Origin of the sequence: Novosphingobium sp. SG919, from assembly GCF_012932495.1 — a bacterium.
In the GTDB taxonomy this organism is placed as follows: domain Bacteria; phylum Pseudomonadota; class Alphaproteobacteria; order Sphingomonadales; family Sphingomonadaceae; genus Novosphingobium; species Novosphingobium rhizosphaerae.
Genome location: NZ_JABCNG010000001.1, coordinates 1177407 through 1201195, shown reverse-complemented (window position 1 = coordinate 1201195; position 23789 = coordinate 1177407). Strand labels below are relative to the sequence as shown.

General features: G+C 64.3%; 26 protein-coding genes. 6 read left to right on the top strand and 20 right to left on the bottom strand.

Features of this window, described 5'->3' with window-relative positions:
* Nucleotides 1–53 precede the first annotated feature (53 nt).
* The 4 genes from FHT19_RS05360 (at nt 54) to FHT19_RS05345 (ending at nt 4993) form a co-directional block, all read left to right on the top strand.
* On the top strand, nt 54–2372 hold the full coding sequence (locus FHT19_RS05360) for a TonB-dependent hemoglobin/transferrin/lactoferrin family receptor (protein ID WP_248290276.1): 2319 nt from the start codon (nt 54–56) through the stop codon (nt 2370–2372).
* A gap of 20 nt (nt 2373–2392) precedes the next feature.
* Complete coding sequence (locus tag FHT19_RS05355; RefSeq protein ID WP_169474208.1) at nt 2393–3367, top strand: DUF6607 family protein; 975 nt, start codon at nt 2393–2395, stop codon at nt 3365–3367.
* A 298-nt stretch (nt 3368–3665) separates the two neighbouring features.
* Nucleotides 3666–3932 (top strand): hypothetical protein, encoded by a 267-nt coding sequence (locus FHT19_RS05350; protein ID WP_169474207.1) that lies wholly within the window; start codon nt 3666–3668, stop codon nt 3930–3932.
* Between the two features lie 80 nt (nt 3933–4012).
* Complete coding sequence (locus FHT19_RS05345; RefSeq protein ID WP_169474206.1) at nt 4013–4993, top strand: tetratricopeptide repeat protein; 981 nt, start codon at nt 4013–4015, stop codon at nt 4991–4993.
* 21 nt (nt 4994–5014) lie between these two features.
* On the opposite strand, the gene FHT19_RS05340 is transcribed toward FHT19_RS05345, so the two are convergent.
* From FHT19_RS05340 to trbB, 16 genes are all read right to left on the bottom strand, one after another.
* Complete coding sequence (locus tag FHT19_RS05340) at nt 5015–5200, bottom strand: hypothetical protein (RefSeq protein WP_169474205.1); 186 nt, start codon at nt 5198–5200, stop codon at nt 5015–5017.
* A complete protein-coding gene (locus tag FHT19_RS05335; RefSeq protein ID WP_169474204.1) occupies nt 5197–6021 on the bottom strand; it encodes an SseB family protein in 825 nt (274 codons plus the stop codon). Before FHT19_RS05335 ends, FHT19_RS05340 begins: the two co-directional genes overlap by 4 nt.
* 177 nt (nt 6022–6198) lie before the next feature.
* The gene (locus FHT19_RS05330; RefSeq protein ID WP_169474203.1) at nt 6199–6693 is read right to left on the bottom strand and encodes a hypothetical protein; all 495 of its coding nucleotides are present in this window, start codon (nt 6691–6693) and stop codon (nt 6199–6201) included.
* Entirely contained in the window at nt 6690–7091 is a 402-nt protein-coding gene (locus tag FHT19_RS05325) for a hypothetical protein (protein ID WP_169474202.1), read from the bottom strand. The genes FHT19_RS05330 and FHT19_RS05325 overlap by 4 nt, the downstream gene beginning before the upstream one ends.
* Entirely contained in the window at nt 7088–9055 is a 1968-nt protein-coding gene (locus FHT19_RS05320) for a hypothetical protein (RefSeq protein ID WP_169474201.1), read from the bottom strand. Before FHT19_RS05320 ends, FHT19_RS05325 begins: the two co-directional genes overlap by 4 nt.
* An 80-nt stretch (nt 9056–9135) precedes the next feature.
* Nucleotides 9136–9441 (bottom strand): hypothetical protein, encoded by a 306-nt coding sequence (locus FHT19_RS05315; protein WP_169474200.1) that lies wholly within the window; start codon nt 9439–9441, stop codon nt 9136–9138.
* A gap of 223 nt (nt 9442–9664) precedes the next feature.
* Nucleotides 9665–9883, bottom strand: a complete 219-nt coding sequence (locus FHT19_RS05310; RefSeq protein ID WP_169474199.1) for a DUF2274 domain-containing protein — start codon at nt 9881–9883, stop codon at nt 9665–9667.
* Nucleotides 9880–11124 (bottom strand): TrbI/VirB10 family protein, encoded by a 1245-nt coding sequence (locus tag FHT19_RS05305; RefSeq protein ID WP_169474198.1) that lies wholly within the window; start codon nt 11122–11124, stop codon nt 9880–9882. The genes FHT19_RS05310 and FHT19_RS05305 overlap by 4 nt, the downstream gene beginning before the upstream one ends.
* A complete protein-coding gene (trbG, locus tag FHT19_RS05300; RefSeq protein ID WP_169474197.1) occupies nt 11121–12110 on the bottom strand; it encodes a P-type conjugative transfer protein TrbG in 990 nt (329 codons plus the stop codon). Before trbG ends, FHT19_RS05305 begins: the two co-directional genes overlap by 4 nt.
* The gene (gene trbF, locus FHT19_RS05295; RefSeq protein ID WP_169474935.1) at nt 12107–12790 is read right to left on the bottom strand and encodes a conjugal transfer protein TrbF; all 684 of its coding nucleotides are present in this window, start codon (nt 12788–12790) and stop codon (nt 12107–12109) included. Before trbF ends, trbG begins: the two co-directional genes overlap by 4 nt.
* Nucleotides 12791–12798: 8 nt before the next feature.
* Entirely contained in the window at nt 12799–14079 is a 1281-nt protein-coding gene (trbL, locus tag FHT19_RS05290) for a P-type conjugative transfer protein TrbL (protein WP_169474196.1), read from the bottom strand.
* 246 nt (nt 14080–14325) lie between these two features.
* Nucleotides 14326–15051 carry a P-type conjugative transfer protein TrbJ gene (gene trbJ / locus FHT19_RS05285; RefSeq protein ID WP_169474195.1) on the bottom strand — a complete coding sequence of 242 codons (726 nt, stop codon included), beginning with the start codon at nt 15049–15051 and terminating at the stop codon, nt 14326–14328.
* A 2-nt stretch (nt 15052–15053) separates the two neighbouring features.
* Nucleotides 15054–17480: a conjugal transfer protein TrbE gene (gene trbE / locus FHT19_RS05280; RefSeq protein WP_169474194.1), complete on the bottom strand. Its 2427-nt coding sequence runs from the start codon at nt 17478–17480 to the stop codon at nt 15054–15056.
* Entirely contained in the window at nt 17477–17743 is a 267-nt protein-coding gene (locus tag FHT19_RS05275) for a VirB3 family type IV secretion system protein (RefSeq protein ID WP_169474193.1), read from the bottom strand. The genes trbE and FHT19_RS05275 overlap by 4 nt, the downstream gene beginning before the upstream one ends.
* On the bottom strand, nt 17743–18081 hold the full coding sequence (locus tag FHT19_RS05270) for a TrbC/VirB2 family protein (protein ID WP_169474192.1): 339 nt from the start codon (nt 18079–18081) through the stop codon (nt 17743–17745). The genes FHT19_RS05275 and FHT19_RS05270 overlap by 1 nt, the downstream gene beginning before the upstream one ends.
* Nucleotides 18078–19052: a P-type conjugative transfer ATPase TrbB gene (gene trbB / locus FHT19_RS05265; RefSeq protein ID WP_169474191.1), complete on the bottom strand. Its 975-nt coding sequence runs from the start codon at nt 19050–19052 to the stop codon at nt 18078–18080. Before trbB ends, FHT19_RS05270 begins: the two co-directional genes overlap by 4 nt.
* A 245-nt stretch (nt 19053–19297) precedes the next feature.
* Between trbB and FHT19_RS05260 the strand changes: the two genes are divergently transcribed.
* Complete coding sequence (locus FHT19_RS05260; protein WP_169474190.1) at nt 19298–19630, top strand: type II toxin-antitoxin system PrlF family antitoxin; 333 nt, start codon at nt 19298–19300, stop codon at nt 19628–19630.
* Nucleotides 19631–19632: 2 nt separating this feature from the next.
* Nucleotides 19633–20127: a type II toxin-antitoxin system YhaV family toxin gene (locus FHT19_RS05255; RefSeq protein WP_169474189.1), complete on the top strand. Its 495-nt coding sequence runs from the start codon at nt 19633–19635 to the stop codon at nt 20125–20127.
* A gap of 64 nt (nt 20128–20191) precedes the next feature.
* On the opposite strand, the gene FHT19_RS05250 is transcribed toward FHT19_RS05255, so the two are convergent.
* From FHT19_RS05250 to FHT19_RS05230, 4 genes are all read right to left on the bottom strand, one after another.
* Nucleotides 20192–20962 (bottom strand): hypothetical protein, encoded by a 771-nt coding sequence (locus FHT19_RS05250; protein ID WP_169474188.1) that lies wholly within the window; start codon nt 20960–20962, stop codon nt 20192–20194.
* 191 nt (nt 20963–21153) lie between these two features.
* Nucleotides 21154–22818, bottom strand: coding sequence for an IS66 family transposase (locus tag FHT19_RS05240; RefSeq protein WP_169474186.1), 1665 nt, complete (start codon nt 22816–22818; stop codon nt 21154–21156).
* A gap of 59 nt (nt 22819–22877) precedes the next feature.
* Nucleotides 22878–23219, bottom strand: a complete 342-nt coding sequence (gene tnpB, locus FHT19_RS05235; protein WP_248290274.1) for an IS66 family insertion sequence element accessory protein TnpB — start codon at nt 23217–23219, stop codon at nt 22878–22880.
* Nucleotides 23216–23569, bottom strand: coding sequence for a transposase (locus FHT19_RS05230; RefSeq protein ID WP_169474185.1), 354 nt, complete (start codon nt 23567–23569; stop codon nt 23216–23218). The genes tnpB and FHT19_RS05230 overlap by 4 nt, the downstream gene beginning before the upstream one ends.
* Nucleotides 23570–23789: the final 220 nt, after the last annotated feature.

Below are 23789 nucleotides of genomic sequence, written 5' to 3'. Positions count from 1 at the left end.
TGTGCAGGCAAAGATCGCTTGACCGCAACAACCCACTCTCGTTAGCTCAGCTAATGCGAATCACTCGCATTAGCAAAGGAAGCATTGAAGTGATGGGGGCACCCTCTGGAGACATCTGTTCGAACGCAAGTCGCTGCGCACGCTGGTCAAGGCTCGCAGACCGCACCGGCTTGCATGCCCGCCCGGCCTGTGCATCGCTGGCGCTGGCATTCGCGCTGCTATCCGGTCCCGCCCAGGCGCAGGACAATGATGGATACTACTGGCTTGAGCGGATGAACCAGATCGTCGTCACGGCAACGCGCACGCCGGTCAAACTGCAGGACGTGCCAGCGCTGGTCACCGTCAAGACCGATGAGCAAATGGCCGACGAGATGGTCTCGGACATCAAGGACCTGGTGCGGTTCGAGCCAGGGGTGAGCGTCCGGCAGTCCCCTGCCCGTTTTGGCGCGGCGCTGGGCGCAACCGGCCGCGACGGCGCTTCCAGCTTCAACATCCGCGGGCTTGAAGGCAACCGCGTCCTGATCCAGGTCGATGGCGTCCGGGTTCCGGATGGTTTCGAGTTCGGGGCGCAATCGGCGGGCCGAGGAAACTATGTCGATCTCGGCCTGATCAAGTCGGTCGAGATCCTGCGCGGCCCGGCCTCGGCGCTGTACGGCAGCGACGGTCTGGCCGGGGCGGTCAGCTTCACCACCACCGATCCGGCAGACCTCCTGCGCGGCGAGGCCAAGGTGGGCGGGCGGCTGCGCACCAGCTACGATTCGGCGGACCGGGAATTCAGCGAGACTGCAATACTCGCCGCACGCAGCGGCCCGCTCTCAGGCATGATCGCCTATACGCGCCGGGATGGTCACGAACTTGACAACCAGGGCACGAACGACGCCCCCAATGCAACCCGGGCCACGCCAAACCCGCAGGACACGCTATCGAACGCGATCCTCGGCAAACTCGCGCTTGAAACCGGCCCCTCGAGCCGCCTTCGCCTGACGGGCGAGTATGAGAAGGGTATCGTCAACACTAACGTGCTGAGCGGCATTGCACCGGTCGCCTCGAGCGCGACCAGCGTCATTGGACTGACGGCCCGTGACACGACCGAACGCAAGCGTGTGGCCCTCGACTGGCGGCAGGAAGCCGAAGGCGCGATCGACTTCATCCAGCTCACTGCCTACTGGCAGGACGGCGAGAACCGCCAATTCACGGCCGAGGATCGCAATACCGCAGCCGACCGGACCCGGCTCAATGTGTTCCGTAACCGGGTATTTGGCGGCGCGGCCGAGTTCCGCAGCGACTTTGCCACCGGGCCTCTCCTGCACCAGTTGGCCTGGGGCGCCGATGCCTCGATCACCCGGCAGACGGGCCTGCGGGACGGCACCGTGCCGACCGCCCCCGACGTCTTCCCGACCCGCGCCTTTCCGGTCACCGACTTCACCCTGGCGGGCGGCTATTTATCCGACCGGATCCAGATCGCAGGCGGGCGCGTCCAGCTCTACCCGGCGCTGCGCTTTGACCATTATGCCCTGCGCCCCCAGACCGACCCGCTGCTGGCCAGTTTTGCTGCCGCCAGGCAAAGCGGCTCGCGCCTGTCGCCCAAGATCGGCGCCGTCGTAAAACTGACCGGACCCGTCAGTCTCTTCGCCAACTACGCCCATGGCTTCAAGGCGCCGGCGCCTTCCCAGGTGAACCAGTTCTTCGAGAACCCGACCTCGCCCTTCGGCGCCTATCGCACGATTCCCAACCCCGGTCTCAAGCCCGAAACCAGCAAGACGATCGAGGGCGGCCTGCGCTTGTCGAGCCAGCATGTCGTGGCGAGCGTCACGGGGTTCAGCGGGCACTATGACAACTTCATCAGCCAGGAGATTGTCAGCGGCACCGGCACAGTCGCCGATCCGATCATCTACCAGTACATCAATCTCACGCGGGTCAGCATCAAGGGCCTGGAAGGCAAACTCGACCTCTCGGCCGGCAATGGGCTGACCGGCCAGCTTGCCCTGTCCTGGGCCAAGGGCGACAGCATTCGTGGCGGCGTCTCGAGTCCGCTGGTGTCGATCGATCCGCTGAAACTGGTCATGGGAATTGGCTGGCGCGACCGGGCCGAGCGCTTTGGTGGCCAGCTGACGCTTACCCACGCGGCGCAGAAGGAAGAAAGCCGCGCCCCTGCGGGCGCCTACCGGCCCGATAGCTTCACGATCCTCGATGCCACGGCTTTCGTGAAGGCGTTCGAAAACCTGACGCTGCGCGCCGGCATCTTCAACATCCTCGACAAGAAATATGCCTGGTGGAGCGACGTGCGCGGGCTCGCCGCCAGTTCGACCGTGACCGACGCCTATACCCAGCCAGGCCGCAACGCGAGCGTCTCGCTCAGCTATCGTTTCTGATCAACAGGGAAGAACTCACCATGAACCGCTTAAAGACCTTGTTGGGCGCCAGCCTGCTTGCCCTTGCCTGCACCGCCGCCCCCGCGCTTGCCCATCCCCCGATTGCCGCAGAACAGGCCGCTGCGACGTTCGAAGAGGACCGCGCCGACATTCTCGCCATGGCGGGCAACTACAAGGTGCGCTTCGACATGCAGGAATCCACCCGCTGGGATCCTGGCTACACGCCAATCGACAAGAAGACCTCCGGCGGGTTCGAATCCGTCCGGGTAATCGACGACACGGGGCGCAGGATAGTCCTCCAGCACCTCCTCGTCGTGAATGCCGATGGCAAGGAAATGGTCGTCAAGCACTGGCGCCAGGACTGGGAGTATGAGCCGGCGCGCGTGCTGGTCTACGCCGATACCAACACCTGGAAGTGGGAAGACGTGCCGGAGAAGATGCGGACCGGCCGCTGGTCGCAGACCGTCTATCAGGTCGATGACAGCCCGCGTTATGGCGGATGGGGCCAGTTCGAGACGCAGGGCGGCGTGCGCCGCTGGCGGTCGAACTGGACCTGGCGTCCGCTCGCCCGGCGCGATGCCGTGCGCCACCCGGTCTATGACCGCTACCTTGCGATCAACCGCCACCAGATCACCCCCGATGGCTGGATCCACTGGCAGGACAATACCAAGCTCGGGCCGAAGAACGGCAAGCTCGCACCGATCGTCCAGGAATATGTCCTCAACACCTACACGAAATTCGATGGCTACAACGTGAAGGCTGCCGACGACTACTGGGCCGCCACAAAGGACTATTGGGCCGCCGTGCGGGCCGAATGGGACCGCGTGGCGAAGGAGAAAGGGGGGATCGGCGTGCAGGAGGAGGCCGAGACCGGCACCGTGATCAGTGCCCGGCTCATGGCGCTGGCTGACGACATCCGGACTGGCAAGACGAATACGGCAAAGGCCACCGTTGCCGCGCGAAAACTGATCGCCGAGAACACCCGCACGCTTTGATTGGGTTCATCTTCCCGGCAAGCGCCTCATCCACTCCCTTGTGCTGCGGCAAACTCTCCACCTGGTCGGGCAGCTCCCCCGACCAGGTGGAGAGACGAGCTCGCTCCCTCTGCGCCCTGCTTATGGTCTTAGGGCGAGGTCGGGTCAGCGGCGCGCAACAGACTTCGGTGCCAAGCCAAGTCTGGCGTACGAAGACAGGCAATGGCGTAATCGGTTGTTAGCGCGAGGAGGTTGCGCCAGGCTCGGCAAGACCAACTCGAATCATGGTGAGCATATCGCGAACAACGGAGCGAGTTCCTTGCATTACCCCTGCCCCGACTATCTGGAGATCGAAGACGAGCCCGATGCCTTGATCCCCGCGGTCCACGGTCGGGTCTATCGAACCACGGTCGAGGCGATCATCGGTCGCCCATTACGCGATCGCTCGGATTTCGTGGGTTGGATGGACGAGCATCACGACCGCATCGTCCAGGCAGCTTTTCGCAAGGCCCTTGGTCGACCGGTCCGGCCGGTGGGCTCGGAACCGTACATCACCATCGACATCGAAGATCTGACACAAGATTGATCGCCAACACAGCGCCGTTCCGATGAACTGGCCAGACCCCTATGCACGAGACCATCGGCGTGCATTGGCAGGAGTGATACATGATAGGCTGGCTTCGGCGGTTTTTTGGCAGCTCCACTGCCCCCAGAACAGAGAACGAAGCTGCGCAGTCATCTGCGATCGAGATGGAACCCTTCGGTGACGACGACTCATTCATTTCGATCCGCGAGCTGGACTTTTTCGGGAGCGCATCACGTTCGCCGGATCAGCGTTACGTCCTTGCGTGGTCTGATCGCGATCAGGGCGGCACTCGTGGTGGGTATAGGGACTCGGGCTATGGCCGCTACTTGCTCCTCAAGAATGGTGTCCTGACGGCTGACGGGCGGGCGGAACGCCCCAACGATGGCAAGGTCGCCAACAACGGGACCTTCATCATCAACGATTGGCGGTTTGGCGAGGGTCTGAAAGGCCGCTTCCTTGCTTACGCTGCAACCGGCGAGGTGATCCTGGCGCGTGAATTCAACGCGAACTTATTGAACAACGGCTTGAGCGAGGACGGCAGCCTCGCGGTCTGCCAGACCTGCCATGCCGAGGGGCCAGACAATGCCATTCTGGTGGTGTTCTATCTCGTCGAGGCTCTGGAACTTGCGTCCTGGCAGGCTCCGTCTGGATGGGCCGATAGCTATCGCTTTGCTTACGATGGCCAAAGCATCGAGTTGGTCTATCGGGACGGCTGCTGCGCTCGCTATTCGCTGACAGGGGAATTCCTCAATCGGGACGAGTGGAGCAGCGAGCGAATTGCATCCGGAAATCTCTGGGTGATCGAAAGTGCAATCAAGCAGATTGCAAAAGGACATTCCGCCGTCACCCGCGATGTGCTGATGACCGGTCTGGAGGCAGCGGTCTCGAAGGCCCATGGCGATCGCAGTCGGGCCAGAGCTCTGCGAGTACGCGGAGAAGTTTTTGAGGCCGAGGGGCAGCTGGCAGAGGCGCTTCGAGACTATGAAGACGCCCTGCGAAATGATCCTGCGGTAGGCGTCAAACGCAAAGCGGCTAGTTTGCGAAAAATGCTCGCACGCTAGGTCCCCCTTTAGAATCGCAGATCAGGCAAGGTCGAGATTGTCTTCGGCCGCGAAGCGGGCTTCCATCGCGGCCCCTTCATCGAGCTCCTCGTCGCCGAAAGGATCCTGTCCGGCCTCCGTCCATTCAAGCCGGTCACTTTCATGAGGATCACCCTGCGTTAGCATCTGTGACGTCCCCTGTTCCGATGCCCGCCGCTGGTGGATCATCGTGCCGCTAATGGCTTGATCTCAATACCGCTGCCGGGCTCCTGGTCAGCGGTCCGGAAAATGATATCGAGCGCCATGCCTTCGGTCTCTCCGGCTTTGCCGACTCCCGTGAACAGCGGCGCGATGGCTTCGCGCGGAGCGGCGGTTCGCACGTCGAGATACCAGCTATGTCCATCGGCATCGGGCCAGGCCGCCAAGGCAAGCCATGCTGCCTCGATGCGGGGCTCGGAATCGACAATGGCGCGGATCCGGTCGATTAGTGCCTGGGGCTGCTGCGATGGCGTTGCGAGCATGACCTGGGTCGGGGATTCGATGGTGCGCGGCACCGGCATGCCGAGCAAGGCGGTAAGGTCTTCTGGCGACCAAGCAACACCATAGGTCGATGCCGGGTTCAGAACGGCGCCGTCGGTCGCAAGAATTCTGAGCGCGTCCCTCCCCTGCAGCGCCACATGACCGACGTCGGGACCGAAAGCTTCGATTACGCGCACTACGGAAGTGAAGACCGCAGGAACGGTCGTGCCATCGTCGAACGGCACGTTGAGAATCTGCAGCAACTCCGAGGCGTCCTCGTCACTCTCTAAGCCATCGGGCTGCGGCGTCGCGAAAATCAGATCGGACTCCATCAGTACGCGGATAAATTCGGTCCGCGCCTCGATGACGCTCGATGCACGAACCAGTGCCTCTTCAAGGGGGTTCTGCGGCGCGAAAACGGCAGGTCCATTGTCCGGGCCGGTCGAATGATCGCCCTCGCTCGGATCGGGAACACGCGGTGTCTCCCCATCCCGTTTTCCCGCGCCGAACAGTGAGAGAAGCTTGCGCATGAAGTTCCGATTTCGTTCCGCCACGACACAAGCGCGCGATCCAGTCGCGCCCGCGTGGACCGTTCGGGCGCACTAAGGTGCTCTCTGTGCCCGGTCATAGTACCTCCCCGCGCACGCCTGGCGCGTTGGGAGGCCATGTCGAGCGTTGATCGCAAAGCGCCCCTGAACTGGCACAGCTCAAATGTCTCCGACATCGTTGCAGTTCGGATCCCTGGCGCCGGCTTCTTCGCGACGGTAATTGGACATGAGCCCCGGATAGAGCGCGTCTGGGTCCACGCCTTGTGCGACCAAGAGGCGGATCGCGGAAGCGTAATGGGCCGCAAGCCGTGCGCAACTGTTCGAACCACCTGCCGTGATCCCCCAGATTACGTGCCAGCCGCGCCTGTTCTCGAGAATGAAATCGCCAAATTGCCCGTCAGAGCCACCGTGTGAAGGTTCGACCGATGCAAAGGCGAGGACAGAGCCTTTGCCTTGGGCGACGTGCAGCACATGGACAATGAAGCGGATATCAGGAAAGTCCGATGAGCGAAGCGCGTCGAGAATCTGTGTGCGCAATTGCGATCCAGGAGGCGGAGTGGTGATCCGCGCAGGACGTGCCCAAGCGGGTCCGCTCTCCATGCTGGATGTCCACAGACATGCCGCGATCAGAAGATGTAATAGGGCGCGCTTCATGGGAGTTGGTTTCCTTTCCGACTGGCCGTCCCAGCCAATTCCGCAGCGCTGGCCCGCTGCGCACGAAGCCCTTTCGGTCCCGGAAGGAGGAAAATGACATAGCCTTGGAAATGCGGGTCTGAACGCAACCATGCCGGGGCGTTCCACACCCCACCTTCAACTAGCCCGATGCGGTAGGAGAATGGCAATCGGCGCAGTGAAGCCAAATAGGCTTCATAACCCGGGATCGTCTGCCGACCTTGGTAGGTCTGGAGCACGATATCGTCCACGATTGAGCCAAGCTGTGCCAATTGCGCGGGATCGCCGCCCGCACTCCAGTCGAGCAGGCCGGTGATCGACAAGTGGGAGCGTTTGGGCAGGGCCACCGCGAGCCGCCGCATGATGCAGCGCGCGCTCATGGCTTGGCGGCACTTGCGTTAGCGGCAGGCGGGGGCACTGGCTGGCCCAGCAGCGCAAGAACCTTGCGGTAGGCGAACCGCAGCCCTCCGCCATCGCTTTCCGGAAATTCGTCACGATCGGTGATCTGGCGCCGGATGCGTTCGACCAATGCGCCCTCGAAGGCCCCGGTGTCATCGGGCAGTCGAGCGCCATGCGCAAGGAGCAGCGCGACATGCTTGGGCCAGCCCATTCCTGCAGCCTTGGTCAAGGCGGTCTCCGCATTTCCCGTGAGATTGGGATCGGCGCCCGCTTCGAGCAGTTGTCTGGATCCGGCCAAGATTGCGTCGGGATTGGCATTGGTCCAGCGATAGAGGCCGGAAAGCGGTGTCATTCCGTCATGATCGACCTGATTGATAGCGACACCCAATGCGCGGAGGCTGGCTATGGTCGCCTCGGTCCTGCCGATGTCGAACGGCCCCACATAAAAGAGTGCGTTCCGGCCGTACCGGTTCGGCAGATTGACCGGTGCGCCGGCCTCACGCAGCAGTCGAAACAGCTCGGACGGCCCATCCCCGTGCGCGGCGGCAATGATCACGCCGCCTTCGTCATCGGCTTGCCTGATATCGGCGCCGTGGCGCAGCAGGCTGTTCGCCATGCGCACCTTGCGCGCGGCGGCATCGACTGAAAATGCGCCGATCCGCGCGACCGTCAGCAGAGGTTTGTCGTCAGGATCGACTGCGCCACGATCAAGCATCGCGTCCAGCGTATCGGGTCCGGTGAAGATCGCATGTTGCAGCGGATGGAAGCTCTCGTCGCCATAGCCGAAGCGCAGCGCATCCGCTTCGAGGAGTTCTTTGACCATGGGGCCATTGTGGGCCTCGATTGCCTCGGCCAGCACCGTCAGCCCTGCTGCACCGCGCTCCCCCAGATCTTCGCGATGTTCGATGATATGTACGCGCAGCGACGTGAGATCGTTCGAGGCAAGGTCGTCGAACAGGCGCAGCCGCGGCCGGCAAAATTCGGCATCGAGCGCCTCCATGTCAGCCTGTATGGCGCCGGATTGGCGCAGCCAGGCAATGAGGCGCCGCAAGGTCCGCCGGGGTGGCTGGCCAGGGAGCAGTGCGGCGCAATAATGGCGATATTGTTCGATCGCCAGTGTGCTCCCCTCGGTGGAGCGCTTGCACTGACTGGAGGCCAGGGCCGCATAGGCGTCGCCAAGATTAAGATGCGCAGATGCACGATCGCGTGCACGTCGCTGTGTGTCGCGAAGCACTGCAATCGCGTCCGCAAGGTCGGCACAGCCTCCGGCACGGGCGAGAAAATAGCCAAGATCGTTCTCGTCTCGCACCGAGAGGCCGACTCTACGAAAATCGACTGCCGCGAACAGCTCACGTAGGGCAGCGAAGTCGGTTTCGTCGGGAGCGGGCTTAGAGCGGGCTGTGGCGACTGCTGCCGCGAGTGCGTCCGGCGACAGTGGCATCAACCCAGCCAGTTGAAGCGCTCCTGCTGATTTCGATTGTTCCCGCCCCTGAGCGTCCAGCAGATCGTGACCGAGGAACGAGCGTTCAAGTGCCTCGCGCAGCCTGTCGGCGTCGCCTGCAAGAAGCATGATGTCGGCGGGGTGACCCAAATTGATCAGAGCGAGATCGTTGGTGGGCGTGAGGAAGAACAGACGGTCGGGTGGGCATGATGTGACGAAGACCTGTTCACCGCTCGCACCCAGCCCTTCTGCCACCAGACCAGGCTCGGCCGAAGGGCAGTCTCCGAGCCGCAGCGGTGGGGATCGCCAGATGGGCTTTCCCGCACGATCATAGCGCTCCAGAAAATTCAGCCGCGCGCCAAGCCGAATAAGATAGATCGACGCGGGTGCGGCGGTCAGAGTGATCCGCTGCTCGTCAGGCCCGAGCGGATAGGCTTTGGCCTGCAAGGTTGCGACGACGATGCCCGGATCAAGCTCCTGGGCAGCCAGTGGTGGCGAGGCCAATGCGAGGCACGCGGCGGCAACCCCGCACCTGCGCCGCAACGCCCTCAAGCACACCGCTTTCGTCCCATGCCAGCCGAGCTTCAGCGCTGACTGCGGCGACGCGCGTAGGTCTGGTTGAGCAGAAAGCCTGCCAGTCGCAGCGGAGGTTTCCCGGGAAAGGCGATTTCCCACTCCGCCTCATAGGTTGCGAGTGTGCGGCACGCTTCGGTTTCGAAGCCGCGGTAGAGGACGATCGCCAGAACCGCCCATGCAAGCACGGCGATCAGGACCAAGGTCCATTCCAGACTGGCGAGCAAAGTCAGCGCCGGCCTGGACCGGTCCAGCACGAGCAAGATGACGGGCAGGCTGGCTTGGGCGGCAATCGCCCCCTGCTGAATCGTGTTCACCTGTCCTTGATAGAAGCCCGCAAATGTCTGGCGGCTCTCCCAACCAGGACAGTCTGAACTCTGCATAATCGATCATGCCCCGCTGGCGCTCATGGAAGCGCGTCAGCGGATGCTCTTGCGGTCCCATTCATCACTGTCGAGGGACCCACGGCGCGCGGATGACGCGCCGTGGGCAGCTTGACGCACTCGGGTGCGACCGGGTCCGGGCCTGACGGCTCACGCGTCAAGTGCGGCCCAATCGCCTGAAGCCTCGATCTGCCGCCATGAAGCGCTGGAGCATGGGCGGGATCAGCCGTTCCGGGGGCAACGGTGTGGACAGGCCGGTTTCCCGGGCATGGGCTTCGGCATAGGCAGCAAGGGTTCGCGCAAGCTCCGCGGACAATTCGACGGAGACCTTCACCGGCTTGTCTTCCAGCACCGGTCCGAGACGAAGTTTTCTCATTGTCCGCCCTCCCCGTCCGCGGGATCCAGAACGATGTCGCGGGTGACAAGGACGCGCAGGGCAAAGCCCGGCCGGATCGTCAGGGTTGGCGGCACGGCGATCTCGCGCTGTACGAGCTGACGGCCGGTCTGGTTGATCGTGTCCTGAAGGCCATAGCGCAGTGCGCGGGTCAGTTCATCGTCGCCTTGCGCGACCAGCTGCGTTCCAGCGCCGAGCATGGTCGAGACCAACGCCGCCTTGAGCATATTGCCCCAATGATAGTTGGTGCGGTCCTGAAGCCCGGCATTGCCGGCTGCATCGGCGCCGGGCTGGCGGTCGAGCAGGATCGAGCGCCCACAGGGCAGAATGAGCCGATCCCACGCAAGCAGGACGCGGGTCTGGCCAGCGGCCACAGCACTGTCATACTCACCGATGAGCCGGCTGCCCTGCGGGATCAGCAGGAGCCTCCCGGTTGCGCTATCGTAGACATTCTCGGTGACCTGCGCTGTGATCTGGCCCGGAAGATCGGACCGGATGCCGGTGATCAGGGCGGCGGGAATGATGCTGCCAGCTAGAAGCGCGTGCGACGATACCGGAGCGGCGATGCGCTGCGCGCTCGCAGTGACCCGGCGCGTGTCCGGCGAGAGAAAGGCGCGGCGTGCCGCTTGCCCATCGGCTTCGCGCCCGGTTGAGGCACCGGGCTGCGCAGAATCTGGCGAAGCAGTCGCGGGCGCAGCCACGCGTTGTTCAGAGCCGGTGGTGCTTCCCGATGTCAGGAACAGTTTGCTCGCGATCGCGGCCTGTCGCGCGTCGGCTTGTCGCCTGTCGGCTTCAGCCGCAGCAGACACCGGTGGTGCAGGCGGAGTGCCCATCGGTGGCACCGGAACGGGGGTCCCCTCCTGTTGGGCCGCAAGGATCGGCCGGCCGAGATCGCCCGGCAGCGGCGGTCCGAGCTTCGGGACTTTGTCATAGCTCGCCGGTGCTCCGGCAAGAGCATCCGGTTTGGCATTTGCCTGCGGTTCGTAGAGGTTGGCGCGCGGCAAGGCTACGCGCGGCTGCAGGGCGTAGAACAGGGCGCCCGCTATCGCGCAGGCGGCCAGCCCGCCACCGAACGCGAGCGCCTTGCGCGACAGACGCATGACTTGCGGCGGCTCGCCGCCAAGGCGGAATGGCGCGGGATCCGCCGGCCGCGCGGAGTGCGAACCATCTGCAGACGACCCGGAAGGGATACCTCCGTGACGCGAGAGATCGCGTTCGCTCATGACGCCCTCCGGGGCTTTGCCTTTTCGCGCTCGATCCGCACCCGCTGCTCGGCTTTGCGCGATGCAAGGCGCAGCTCTGCGACCCCAAAGAGGCGATCGACGACCATATAGCGGCCGGACACGCGGTAGTTCACGAGCTCAGCGGTGCCACCGTCCCCGATCACGAACAGGGGCGGCATGGCCGTCGTACCGATCGCTTCGGGAAACTCGATCATGACCTGCCGGCCATCGTCGAAGACCCGAAGGGGGCGCCAGTCAGGGCGGTCGCCGGTGATGCGATAGCGGAAGTTGAGGCCGTCGAGCTGAAATCCCGTGGCGGCCGGCGCCGTGCGTGCGCGTTCCGCATTGGCGAGGCGCAGCGCGATGAGCGCATCCTGCGGATAGGTCCAGGAGACCGACGCCATGTAGGTCGAGGGCGTCGCCTTGAGCTCGAGATGGTAGGTTCGCCGGTCGGTGTTGATGATGAGGTTGGTCGCGATATCGCCGCGGGTCGGCTTCACCAGAATGTGGACCCGTTTGGCTGCACCTGCCCCGCTCATAGTATCGCCGATAATCCAGCGCGCCGTATCCCCGGCCGCTACTGGCCCCGAGCCCACCAGCTCCTCGCCCTCCTGGAGCGCTATATCGGTGATCTGACCGGGTGCCGAATAGACCTGGTAGAGCGCGCCGTCGGCATAGGCATATTGCTGGATCGCATTGAAGTAGCCGCCTTTGCTCGGCTGAATGCGGGCGGCGGCATTGGCCGCACCGACCTGGCGCTGCGGGTCCGAAAGACTGGTCTTGCGCGTGATTCTCGCCCGCTTTCCGGGCCTTGTACGCACGGTGTGCGCCGGTGTTGCCTGGGACAGGCCGGGCGCGGATTGCGCTTGCGGCGCTTTCCCGGCTGCCGGGGAAGGAACCGGCTGCGCCAGCGCCCCTGTGGTGATGGACGAGCCCAGCAGAGCTGCGGCTGTAAGCGGCCAGAGGCCAAAGGGTGACTTGGTCATTGGCTGAGCTCCTTCGACCAGTTGAGCGCGTTGACGTAGATGCCGAGCGGGTTCTTCCGCAGGGCGTCTGGCGTCTTGGGGGTTTGGGTCAGGACCGTCGCGATCGCCGACCAGCGCGACGTTTCTGCAAGGGCGCCATCGGTATAGCGCCGTTCGGTCCAGGCGATGCGGAAGCTGTCCGGCGAGGCCCGGATGACGCTCGAGACATCGACGGCGACCTGGGTCTTGCCGATCTCGGCAAACGGATCGTTGGTGCGGGCGTAATCGCTGAGCGAGGCGGCCCCTCGCTCGGTCACGAAGTCGTAGGCGCGCAGCCAGTTCTGGCGCAGTACCACCGGGTCAGCCGGAATGCTGCGGACCTGTTCGACGAACCGGGCAAGATGGAACGCCACCTGGGGATCAGTCGGGCGGTAGTCGGGGCTTGCGGGTGCGACTGCCTCGGCGGCGCCGAGCCGGTCGACCTGGACCACCCAGGGGACAATCGTCCCCCGTGCGGATTGCCAGACTAGACCGCCCGTCAGCAGCGTAGAAAAAGACAGGCTCCCGAAAAAGGCCAGACGCCAGTTGCGCGCCTGGACACGGGCGGAACCGATCCGGTCGTCCCAGACCTGCGCCGCGCGTTGGTAAGGTGTTTCCGGTCTTGGCGTGTCGCCATAGCGGACCGATGGGCGTCGAAACAGCATAGCGCTCATTCCTTTTCACTGAGATCGGGACCGGCGCCGCCGCCATGGCTATCGCCGCCCTTGAGCGTGTGGCTGGTGAGAGTTGCCCCCTGCCCCAGCGCCTGCCGCCGCTTCATCGCGCTCACCCATGCGGGCGGTTCACCGGATGCGGCATCGGACGGAGCTTCAGCCGAAGCGCCGCCCTGCCCTTTGGAGAATCCGCTTTTGAGGGTGTCGGCGGCACGGCGAAGCGGTGACGCGGCCGGTGAGGCGGCGGCCTGCGCGACATTGGCGAGACCTCCGGCGACGGCTCCGGCGCCGGTCTTGCCGGCGGCTCCGGCTGCATAAGCCTGGCTCGCCCCGCCGAGCGCGCGCGCCGTGCCGGAGGCGGCGGAGCTGGCAGCGCCGATCGCAGCGCCACCGGCCATCCGTGCGGCAGCCGCTCCGCCCGCAAGCGTGGCGCCGGCAGCGACCGTCGTACCAGCGGCAGCACCGGCACCAAGCTGCGGGCCACCCGAGACGATGCCGTTGGCGATGCCCGGTCCGAAAATGCCGAGCCCCAGCATCGTGAGGGCGGCAAGCGCGATTGCCATCACCTGTTCGACGGTCGGATCCTCGCCCAGGCCGGCGGCGGTAAACTGGCTGAAGAGCGTCGTGCCGATCCCGGTGATGACAGCGAGCACCAGGACCTTGATCCCCGAAGAAATGATGTGCCCAAGCACGCGCTCAGCCATGAAGGCGGTGCGCCCGAAGAAGGCGAAGGGCAGCAGGACAAAACCTGCCAGCGTGACCAGCTTGAACTCGATGATGGTCACGAAGACCTGGATCGCGAGCACGAAGAAGGCGAGCACGACAATCAGCCAGGCGATCAGCAAGATCGCGATCTGGACGAAATTGGTGAAGAGCCCGACCGGCCCCAGCAGGTCGGCGGTTGCATCGAGCAAAGGGGCGCCGGCATCGAGACCGGTCGCAGCGACAGCGCCCGGCCGCATGAAGTCGCCGATCGCCATTCCGCTTCCCGAGGCCTTGAGGCCCAGGCCCGCGAAGCTCTCGAATAGGACGGTCGCCAGATGCCCGAAATTGCCGATGATGAAGGCAAAGGTTCCGATATACAGCGTCTTGCGGACAAGACGTTGCAACACATCCTCGTCGGCGCCCCAGGCCCAGAACAGGGCGGCAAGCGTCACATCGATCACGATCAGCGTCGAGGAGAGGAAGCCGACCTCGCCGCCAAGCAGGCCGAAGCCGGATTCGACATAGCGGGTGAAGACGCCGAGGAAGGTGTCGATGATGCCGGTGTCGTTCATGGCTGTGAAGGCCTCGCGAAGAAGCGCTGGCGGCGTCCCGCCCAATAGGCATTGCAGACCGGGTCTGGCGCGGTGGCTGTCCGGCACGAAGGCGGCGCTGGCTCGGGACCTGCGGGACTGGAAAGTGCCGGCGAGGCAACCACCGGGCGCTGAGGCGCCCGTAGTGCAACAACGCCAAGCGTGATGACCAGCGCAGCGCTTGCCGCCACGCCCGCCACCCGCATCCCTTTCCTTCCCGGTCCCATCTCAGTTGCGCCCCCGGAACCGGGCAAAGCGCGCACGCCCTTCGGCTTCGGCGGCGGCATTGCGCGCCGATTCGAGCGCCTGCGCCCGCCCCTGCGCCGCCAAGGCTGCGGTCATGTCGGCGAGCTGCTGGCTCTGGAGCGCCAGAAGCTGATTGCCGGCTTGAGCCGCCTGCAAGGCACCGCTCGCGCTTTGGCTGGCCGCGACGAGAGCCGACAGCGACGATCTTGCGCCATCGATGTTGCCGACGACGCCCGCCTGCACCTTCAGCGCATCCTCGAAGGCGGCGACGCTATCCTGCCAGCGCGCATTGGCATTGGCCACCATGTCTCGGGCCGAACCGGTCAGTGCCGATCCCGAATATCGAGTGCCAAAGGCGCTCTCGATATCCTTGACGCTATAGGCGATGCGCTGTGCCTGGCCGATGAGCTGGCGGGTCTGCTGGACTTGCGCCTCCAGGGTTGAGAGCGTGGAGACCGGCAAGCTGGCCAGATTCTTCGCCTCGTTGATCAGGCTCTGCGCCTGGTTCTGGATCTGCTGTATCTGGTTGTTGATCTGCTGCAGCGATCGTGCGGCCGTCAGCACATTCTGGGCGTAGTTGGTGGGATCGTAGACGATACCGCCAAAGCCGAACTGAGCCCGGGCTGGGCTCGCCAGCAGGAGCATCGGCGCAATAGCCAGGCCCGCAGTGGCGGACCAAAGCGCGAAACGCGAACGGGGAATGGACATGCTCAGACCTCCAGGGACATGGTGGGAAGAAGCTCGGCAGCCCAGTCGAGGCCGCGCACGGCAAGCCAGACGGCGGCGAAACGCTCGCGCCCGTGTTCGGCGATCATCTGGCTGATCTTCGCCTGATCCGTTTTCGACGAGGCAGCGGTGAAGGCGAGAGCGACCTCTCCCAGGCCCAGCTCGAAAAGGCGGTTGCCGCGCCGGGACTGGCAGTAGTAGTCGCGCTTGGGCGTGGCGCGGCTGAGGATCTCGATCTGCCGCGCATTCAGCCCGAAGCGCTCGTAAACCGCCTGGATCTGGGGCTCGGCGGCGCGCTCATTCGGGAGGAAGATGCGTGTCGGGCAGCTTTCGATGATCGCAGGCGCGATCGAGGAGCGCTCGATGTCGGCGAGGCTCTGGGTCGCGAAGACGACGCTCGCATTCTTCTTGCGCAGCGTCTTGAGCCACTCGCGCAATTGCGCGGCGAACGCGGGATGGTCGAGCACGAGCCAGCCCTCGTCGATGATGATGAGGGTCGGTCGCCCGTCGAGGCGTCGCTCGATCCGGTGGAATAGGTAAGAGAGAACGGCGGCGGCAGCGCCCGCGCCGACAAGACCCTCGGTTTCGAAAGCCTGGACGCTTGCCTGGCCCAGTTGCTCAGCCTCAGCGTCGAGCAGACGGCCCCAGGGGCCACCCACGCAAAAGGGCAAAAGCGCCTGCTTGAGCTGCTGTGACTGGAGCAGGACCGCAAGACCGGTCAAGGTGCGCTCGGCGACCGGTGCGGAAGCGAGCGAGGTAAGCGCGGACCAGAGATGGTCCTTGGCGGAAGGATCGAGAACCACCCCCTCGCCGCCAAGGACGGCCGCCAGCCATTCCGCAGCCCATGCGCGCTCCGCGGGATCATCAATGCCAGAGAGCGGCTGCAACGCGACCCCGGCGTCATCCGCATGCAGCGCGCCGCCAAGGTCCTGCCAGTCCCCGCCCATGGCGAGCGCCGCAGCGCGGATCGATCCGCCAAAGTCGAACGCGAAGATCTGGTTGTCCCGATAGCGCCGGAACTGCAGCGCCATCAGCGCAAGCAGGACCGACTTGCCCGCACCGGTGGGGCCGACCACCAGGGTGTGCCCGACGTCGCCGACGTGCAGGGCAAAGCGGAACGGCGTCGAGCCCTCGGTCTTGGCAAGGAAGAGCGGCGCATCCCCCAAATGGGCATCGTCGGGCGGTCCAGCCCAGACGGCGGAGAGGGGCAGCATATGGGCCAGGTTCTGCGTCGAGACAGGAGGCTGGCGAACGTTGGCGTAGACATGCCCGGGGAGACTGCCGAGCCAGGTCTCGAGTGCGTTCATGCGCTCGCTCGTGCAGGCGAAGTCGCGGCCCTGGATGACCTTTTCGACCTGACGCAGCCGCTCGGCGGCAAGACCGGGATCACGGTCCCAGACGGTGAGGCTGGTCGTTACATAGGCAAGCCCGGCATGGTCGGCGCCGAGTTCCTGCAGGGCAAGGTCGGCATCGGCCGCCTTGTTGGCCGCATCGCTGTCCATGAGGACCGAGGCTTCGTTGGTCATGACCTCCTTGACGATGGCCGCGACCGACTTGCGCTTGGCGAACCACTGGCGGCGGATCCGCGACATCACGCGCGCGGCATCAGTCTTGTCGAGCATGATGGCGCGGCAGCACCAGCGGTAGGCGAAGGATTGGCGATTGAGTTCGTCGAGCAGGCCTGGGAAGGTCGCGCTGGGAAAACCGTTGATCGTCAGCGTGCGCAGATGATGCTCGCCAAGCCGCGGCTCGAGGCCGCCGGTGAGGCTTTCGTCGGGCAGGATCGCATCGAGATAGGCCGGCACTTCGGGCACGCGGACACGATGCCGCCGGGTCGAGATGCAGGAGTGGAGATAGGTGAGCGTTTCGCCATCATCGAGCCAGGCCGCCTCGGGCATGAAACCCTCGATCAGGCCGAGCAAGCGATCGGTGCGGTCGATGAAGGTCCGCAGCCACTCCCCTGCCCCGGCCTGCAGCTTGGCCTGGCCTTCGAACAGCCAGTTCTCGGCACGCGTCGCCGCCTCGGCAGGCGGCAGCCAAAGAAGGGTCAGGAAATAGCCGCTTTCAAAATGCGCCGCCTCTTCCCGGAACTGCTCCGCGCGTTCGCGGTCGACCAAGGCAGAAACCGGATCGGGAAACCGGGAGTCCGGATAAGCCAGCGCCGGAAAGCGCTGCGCCTCGACGAAAAGCGCCCATCCCGAACCCAGGCGGCGCAGGACATTGTTGAGCCGGGCGGTCACCGCGACGAGTTCGGCGGGCGTTGCACTGTCGAGATCGGGACCACGAAAGCGCAGCGTCCGCTGCAATGCGCCATCCTTGTTGAGGACCACGCCGGGCGCGACCAGAGCCGCCCATGGCAGGAAGTCCGGCAGGGTTGCGGCGCGCGAGCGATATTCGCGAAGCGACATCATGGCCGCATCCATACCGGGTAGCACAAGTGACGCCGGGCGACTTCGAGGAACTGCGGATCGTGGCGGGCGGCCCAGACCGAGAGGGCATGGCCGATCGCCCAGAGGGCAAGCCCTGCGAGCCAGAGGCGAAGGCCAAGACCGATTGCGCCGGCAAGGGTGCCATTGACGATGGCCATGGACCGGGGTGCGCCGCCCAGCAGGATGGGCTCGCTGAGCGAGCGATGTACCGGCGCGAAATAGCCTGCGACCTCTTCGCCGGACATCAGACGAGCGCCCCGCCGCCGAACGAGAAGAAGGAGAGGAAGAAGCTCGATGCGGCAAACGCGATCGACAGACCAAAGACGATCTGGATCAGGCGCCGGAAGCCGCCGGACGTATCTCCGAAGGCCAACCCTAGGCCGGTGGCGATAATGATGATCACCGCGACGATCTTGGCGACAGGCCCCTCGATCGACTGCAGGATCGACTGGAGCGGCGCTTCCCACGGCATCGATGAACCAGAGGCGTAGGCAGGTGCGTGCACCAGTAGCGCAAGGCTCAGCGCCAGCGACGAAGAGAAGGCAAGGCGCGCACGGCGCGCGCGCCGGAATGTCGGGATCATGGCAGAACTCCACAGGCGGGGGACAGGCGATAGTCGGTGGTGTGCGGGTCGAGGCCGCTCACGCGGACGAGTTCCACGAGACGGCGGGTGCCGCCCTCGCGGACAAGCACGGCGATCACGTCGATGGTTTCGGCGATTGCGGCGCGGGGGACGGTAATGACCGCTTCCTGGATGAGCTGCTCAAGGCGCCGCAGGGTGCCGAGCGCGGTGCCGGCGTGGATCGTTCCAATCCCGCCGGGATGGCCGGTGCCCCAGGCCTTGAGGAGGTCGAGCGCTTCGGGGCCGCGGACTTCACCGATGGGAATGCGATCGGGCCGCAGCCGCAGGGACGAGCGCACCAGATCGGTCAGCGAGGCTACGCCCTCTTTCGTGCGCAGCGATACAAGATTGGGCGCCAGGCACTGCAACTCCCGCGTATCCTCAATGAGGACGACGCGGTCCGCGGTGCCGGCAACTTCGGCGAGTAATGCGTTGACGAGCGTGGTCTTGCCCGAGCCCGTGCCACCGGCGACCAGGATATTGCGCCGCTCGGCCACCGCCTGGCGGAGGAATACTGCCTCCTCCCGGTCCATGATCCCTGCCGAGACATAGTCGTCGAGGCTGAACACCGCGATCGCAGGTTTGCGGATGGCGAATGTCGGGGCGGAGACCACGGGAGGCAGCAGCCCCTCGAACCGCTCCCCACCCTCGGGCAGTTCGGCCGAGATGCGCGGATTTCGGGAATGGGCTTCGACACCGACGTGGTGCGCAACCAGGCGGATGATGCGCTCCCCTTCGGCCGGAGCGAGGCGGGCGCCGCTGTCGCAGACCCCTTGCCCAAGCCGCTCGACCCAGAGGCGACCATCGGGGTTGAGCATGACCTCGATGACTGCGGGATCGGCCAGCCATCGCGCGATGTCAGTCCCGAGCGCAGTGCGCAGCATGCGCGCACCGCGGCTACTTGCTTCTGACTGGATCGACAGCGGACTCATTCGCACTCCCGAAGCGCGGTGAAGTGAGGTCACGGCGCAACGAGGGTGATTAAGAGACGCATAAAAGCGCCGGTTTCAACAAGGTTGAGGGGGCGGCGTAGGCTGGCGCAAAGCGACAGGGAAAAGCGTAGAACAGCTTGCGAGCAGACTAAGGCAGCCGACACGGCCCCACGGTGAAGCCTCGGCACCCTTGACAAGGTAATGCAATTTCCTTACATTCGGGCATAGTATTCGGGAGCGCAACCATGGCCGAGCTACTCAAGGAAGAGAGCACCATTACCGCCAAGGGCCAGACCACGGTCCCCAAGGCCGTCCGACAGGCGCTGGGCGTGGACTATGGCGGACGCATCACATTCTTTGTCGACGATGCGCGCCGTGTCTATGTCGAGAAGGCGATCGAGGAGACTAGCGACCCGGTCGTCGATCGTTTCCTGGAGTTTCTCGCCCGGGACATGGCGGACCATCCGGACAGGTCGATTGTGCCCCTGTCCGTGGCGATGCGTGAGCGGATTGCCGCTCTGGTTGGGGACATCGATGTTTCTCTCGACACCAAGATTGACGGGGATGTCGCGCTCTAGCCATGCTGATCATCAATGGCTGGACCGTTTACGCGCATCCGCTCTTCCTTAATCAACTCGACAGGCTCACCGCCGCCGTTGAGGTTCTGAAGGAGAAGCGGCCGGACGACTATCAAGGGCACGCCAACACCAAGCTCCTCGCAATGCTGAGCAAGCTCGTCTTCGAGACAGTGCCGGCGGACCCTACCGCAAAGGCATATCGGCAGGGATCGACGCTGGGCGACAGCTACAAGCACTGGTTCCGCGCCAAATTCGGCAAGGGCAGGTTCCGGCTGTTCTTCCGTTACAACTTCGCGGCCAAAGTGATCATTTTCGCCTGGGTCAACGACGAGAACAGCCTGCGCACATATGGGGCCAAGACCGACGCCTACCGGGTATTCAGGGGAATGCTGGAGGACGGCAATCCGCCCGACGACTGGGCCGCGCTCCTCAAGTCGGCGTCCGACCCATCTGTGGTTGAGCGACTTGGGCTAGCCGCGCCTGACAGGTCAGCCTAGCTGCGGATCGGCAGCAACTCCGCTCCAAAAAGCCGGGCAAAAGTTCCGAAGAAGCCCAGATTATTCAAGCCTCTTCGCTGCCAGCTTTCCAGCGTGCGTATCGCCCATCGGCATCGTGGAATTTCGAGAGGCTGGGTTTGGTTTTCAGTGCGAAGATCTTCTCGGCGAGTCTTGCGAGATCCTCCGCAGCACCGGGCTTCCACCCTTCTCGGATAGCCCAGGATTTGATGCTGGCGACGGGGGCTGAGTGACCTTTTGTCCGCAGGATCCTCAGGGTCTCATCCGCATATTGCTTGTCGCGAGGGTGCAGCGCGCTGTGCGAGAGATTGGTCACTAGCGAAAGCTGCTTGAGCGCACTTTCGATGACTGGATCGTCAAGAATCTTTGCCGGGTGTTGGGCGGCCTCCCCATGGACATGTGGCGTCCAGCGTGCTGCCCAGGCGCCAGCGCCACCCTTTAGCCATGGCACTGCAATGACACCGATGAGGCCCGACAGCCCATCGACGAAATCCATCATCTTCTCATCGGCATAGAAGGCGATGACGATGGCTCTCCCAACGCCGAAACGTAGAGTCTGCAAAGTCTCATGATGCAGCACGAGACCTTCCCCAAGCCCAACAGGCTTGTTTGCCGCAAGCGCTTTGCAGGCCTGAACCCCCAGATGGCTTACAAGCGAGGTCGATCGCAGCTGCTGTTTGGTGTGGGTTAGCAGAACGATCTTTTCGGCCCGCGAATTCGCGCGTTGGGCGATCGTTTTTGCGTAGGCTAGCGGGATTGCCAGTGCCTCAGAATCGGTATCATCAACTGGAACAAGAACGCGGATTGGCGAGGACACAGGCAATTCCTGGATAGTATCGCGACAAGATCACAGAGGCTTGCCCATGATCCAAGCTGATTGTCAGTGGCTTGGGCATTCGTGGAGCCTTCCACCGCTTATGCCTTCGTGCAGGCGATAGGGCTAGTCAATGATCACGGTATGGGTTGTGTGGTCAGTAAGCATACGCCGAAGGCCGCAGCGTGTTTCGATCAGGCGGCGATTGCGCGTTGATTGACGCTCCAGTTCCAGGGCAACAGCGCGTCGAGATGGTTGACTGGATGATCGGCGATGCGGGCCAGTGCATCGGTGAGCCAGGCTTGCGGATCGACGTCGTTGAGCCGGCAGGTCTGGATCAGCGAGTAGGTGATCGCCGCGCGCTGACCGCCGCGATCCGAGCCGCAGAACAGCCACGACTTACGCCCAAGGGGCACACAGCGCAGCGACCGCTCGGCGGCATTGTTCGAGAGGCAGACCCTGCCATCATCGAGGAACCGGGTGAACGCGCCCCAGCGACGCAGCATGTAGTTGATGGCTTTGGCCACGTCGTGGTTGCGGGAGACCTTGGCGAGTTGCGCGTTCAGCCACTCGTGCAGTTCCTCCATCAGCGGCGCACTCAGCTCCTGGCGAGCGGCGAGCCTCTCGGCGGGGTTCTTGCCGTTGATGTCGCGCTCGATCGCGAACAGGGTGTCGAGCTTCTGCACGGCCTCCAGCGCGATCGGGTAGATGACCGGCGCCTTCTCGCCGCGGCTCTTCTTGCGCGCCGCACCCTCGACGTCGGCGAGTTCGAAGAATTTCCGGCGCGCGTGCGCGAAGCACCCTGCCTCCAGGATGGGACCTGGTTGGCGATCGAGGGCGTACAGCTCACCGTAGCCACCATAAGCATCGGCCTGCAGGATCCCTGACCAGGACGCGAGGTGCACTCGGGGATGCTCGCCGCGCCGGTCGCGCGAATAGTGGAAGATGACTGCCGGCGGATCGGAGCCGCCGAACGGCCGATCGTCACGTACATAGTTCCATAGTCGGCCGGTATCGGTCTTGCCCTTGGCCATGACCGGCACTGTCGTGTCGTCGCCATGGAGACGCTCGGCGGCAAGGACGTGGGCCTCGATCATCCGGTAGATCGGCATGAGCGAGTGACATGCAGCTCCGATCTGGTCGGCCAGCGTCGACACGCTGAGCGGGACATCTTCGCAGGCAAAGCGGTCGGCCTGGCGGTGGAGTGGCTGATGCTGGCCGTACTTGTCGAACATCAGCATGGCGAGGAAGCTGGGACCCGCCCATCCGCGCGGGGTGACGTGGAACGGTGCCGGTGGCTGCGTGATCTTCTCGCAGTCCCGGCAGACGAACTTCTCGCGCACTGTCTGGATGACCTTCCATGCGCGCGGGATCACTTCGAGCGTCTCGGTCACATCCTCGCCCAGCCTCGACAGGCGGTTGCTGCCGCAGGCCGGGCACGAGCATGGCGCGGAAACGACCACGCGCTCGCGGGGCAGGTGCTCGGGAAACGGCTTACGGACCGGCTTCTTGCGCTCGAACGCGGGAATGGTCGTCGTCTTCCCTGCGGCGACCTTGGCGGCGAGCTCGTCTTCCGCCGCATCGGCTTCGAGATCCTCATACCCAAGCTCGAACTGGGCAAGCAGCCGCTCGGTGCGTTCGGCACTGGCGCCGTACTGCTCGCGGCGCAGCTTGGCGTTCTGCAGCTTGAGATGTGCGATCATTGCTTCGGTGGCGCTGGCCAGGGCCCGCGCGTTAGCCAACTCGGCCTCGACGACCGCGGCGCGTTGCTCGGCCGCCTCGGCCTTCTGCAGCGCCAGTGTCAGCAGCGCCTTGAGCGCTTCAGCATCATCCGGAAGGGGCGAAACAGCGGCTTCCATGGGCGCGAGTGAATCACCAACACCCTCTCGAAGCAAGCCCGAAATGCCTGGATTATCGGCTATCCCGCGCTCTGCGGGCGCCACGAATATTGCGGGTTGCGCCAGTCGATCCCGTCCAGCAGGCAAGCCAGTTGCGAACTCGTCAGCGACACCGTCCCGTCCTTCGCTGACGGCCACACAAACCGCCCCTTCTCGAGCCGCTTCGCGTAGAGCGACATGCCGATCCCGTCGTGCCAGATGATCTTCACCAGCGATCCGGAGCGGCCACGGAAGACCCACAGATCGCCGCAGAACGGGTCCTTGGTAAAGTGCTGCTGGACCATTGCGGCCAGGCTCTGCATCCCTCGCCGCATATCGGTGTGGCCCATCGCGATCCACACCCGCGCGCCCGCCGGGATCACCGCATCGCCTTCAAGGCAGCCACCGCAAGTGCGGGTGGGGCTGAGGCGAAAATCCTCAATCGCCGGCCATCGGCGAAATCCAGCACGATGGCGGCTTCCGGCTCTTGTGCCGACGCGTTGGCGGTGGTCTCGGACTCGTCTTCGATGACCGCCGGAACAAAGGCCTCCTGAACCTGCTGCAAGGCAGCCCGACGCCACAAGTAGATCAAGCCTCGGGAAACATCATGACGGCGCGCAACATCCGCCACACAGGCACCCGGCGAGAATGCCTCGCGCAAAATCTCCAAGCGATCCCGATCCGTCCAATCCCGGCGGCGTCGCGCCCCCGTCAGCACCGTTACCTGTGTCATGGCTGTCCTAAGCGCGCCCTATTGCACGACCTATAGGACGTCCTGACACACCAGACGGCGGCAGCAAGCGGGGCTCGCCGGACGGTTACTGTGGTCAGGGAGCAGTTTGCTCAAAAGCGCAGCAACTTCACCCCACCGTGCTAACCAGGAGCTTCTGGCGGGTGCCGACCACAATGCGCCATTCCGACACGATGGTCTGCGTGTCCGCTATGCCCAAAAC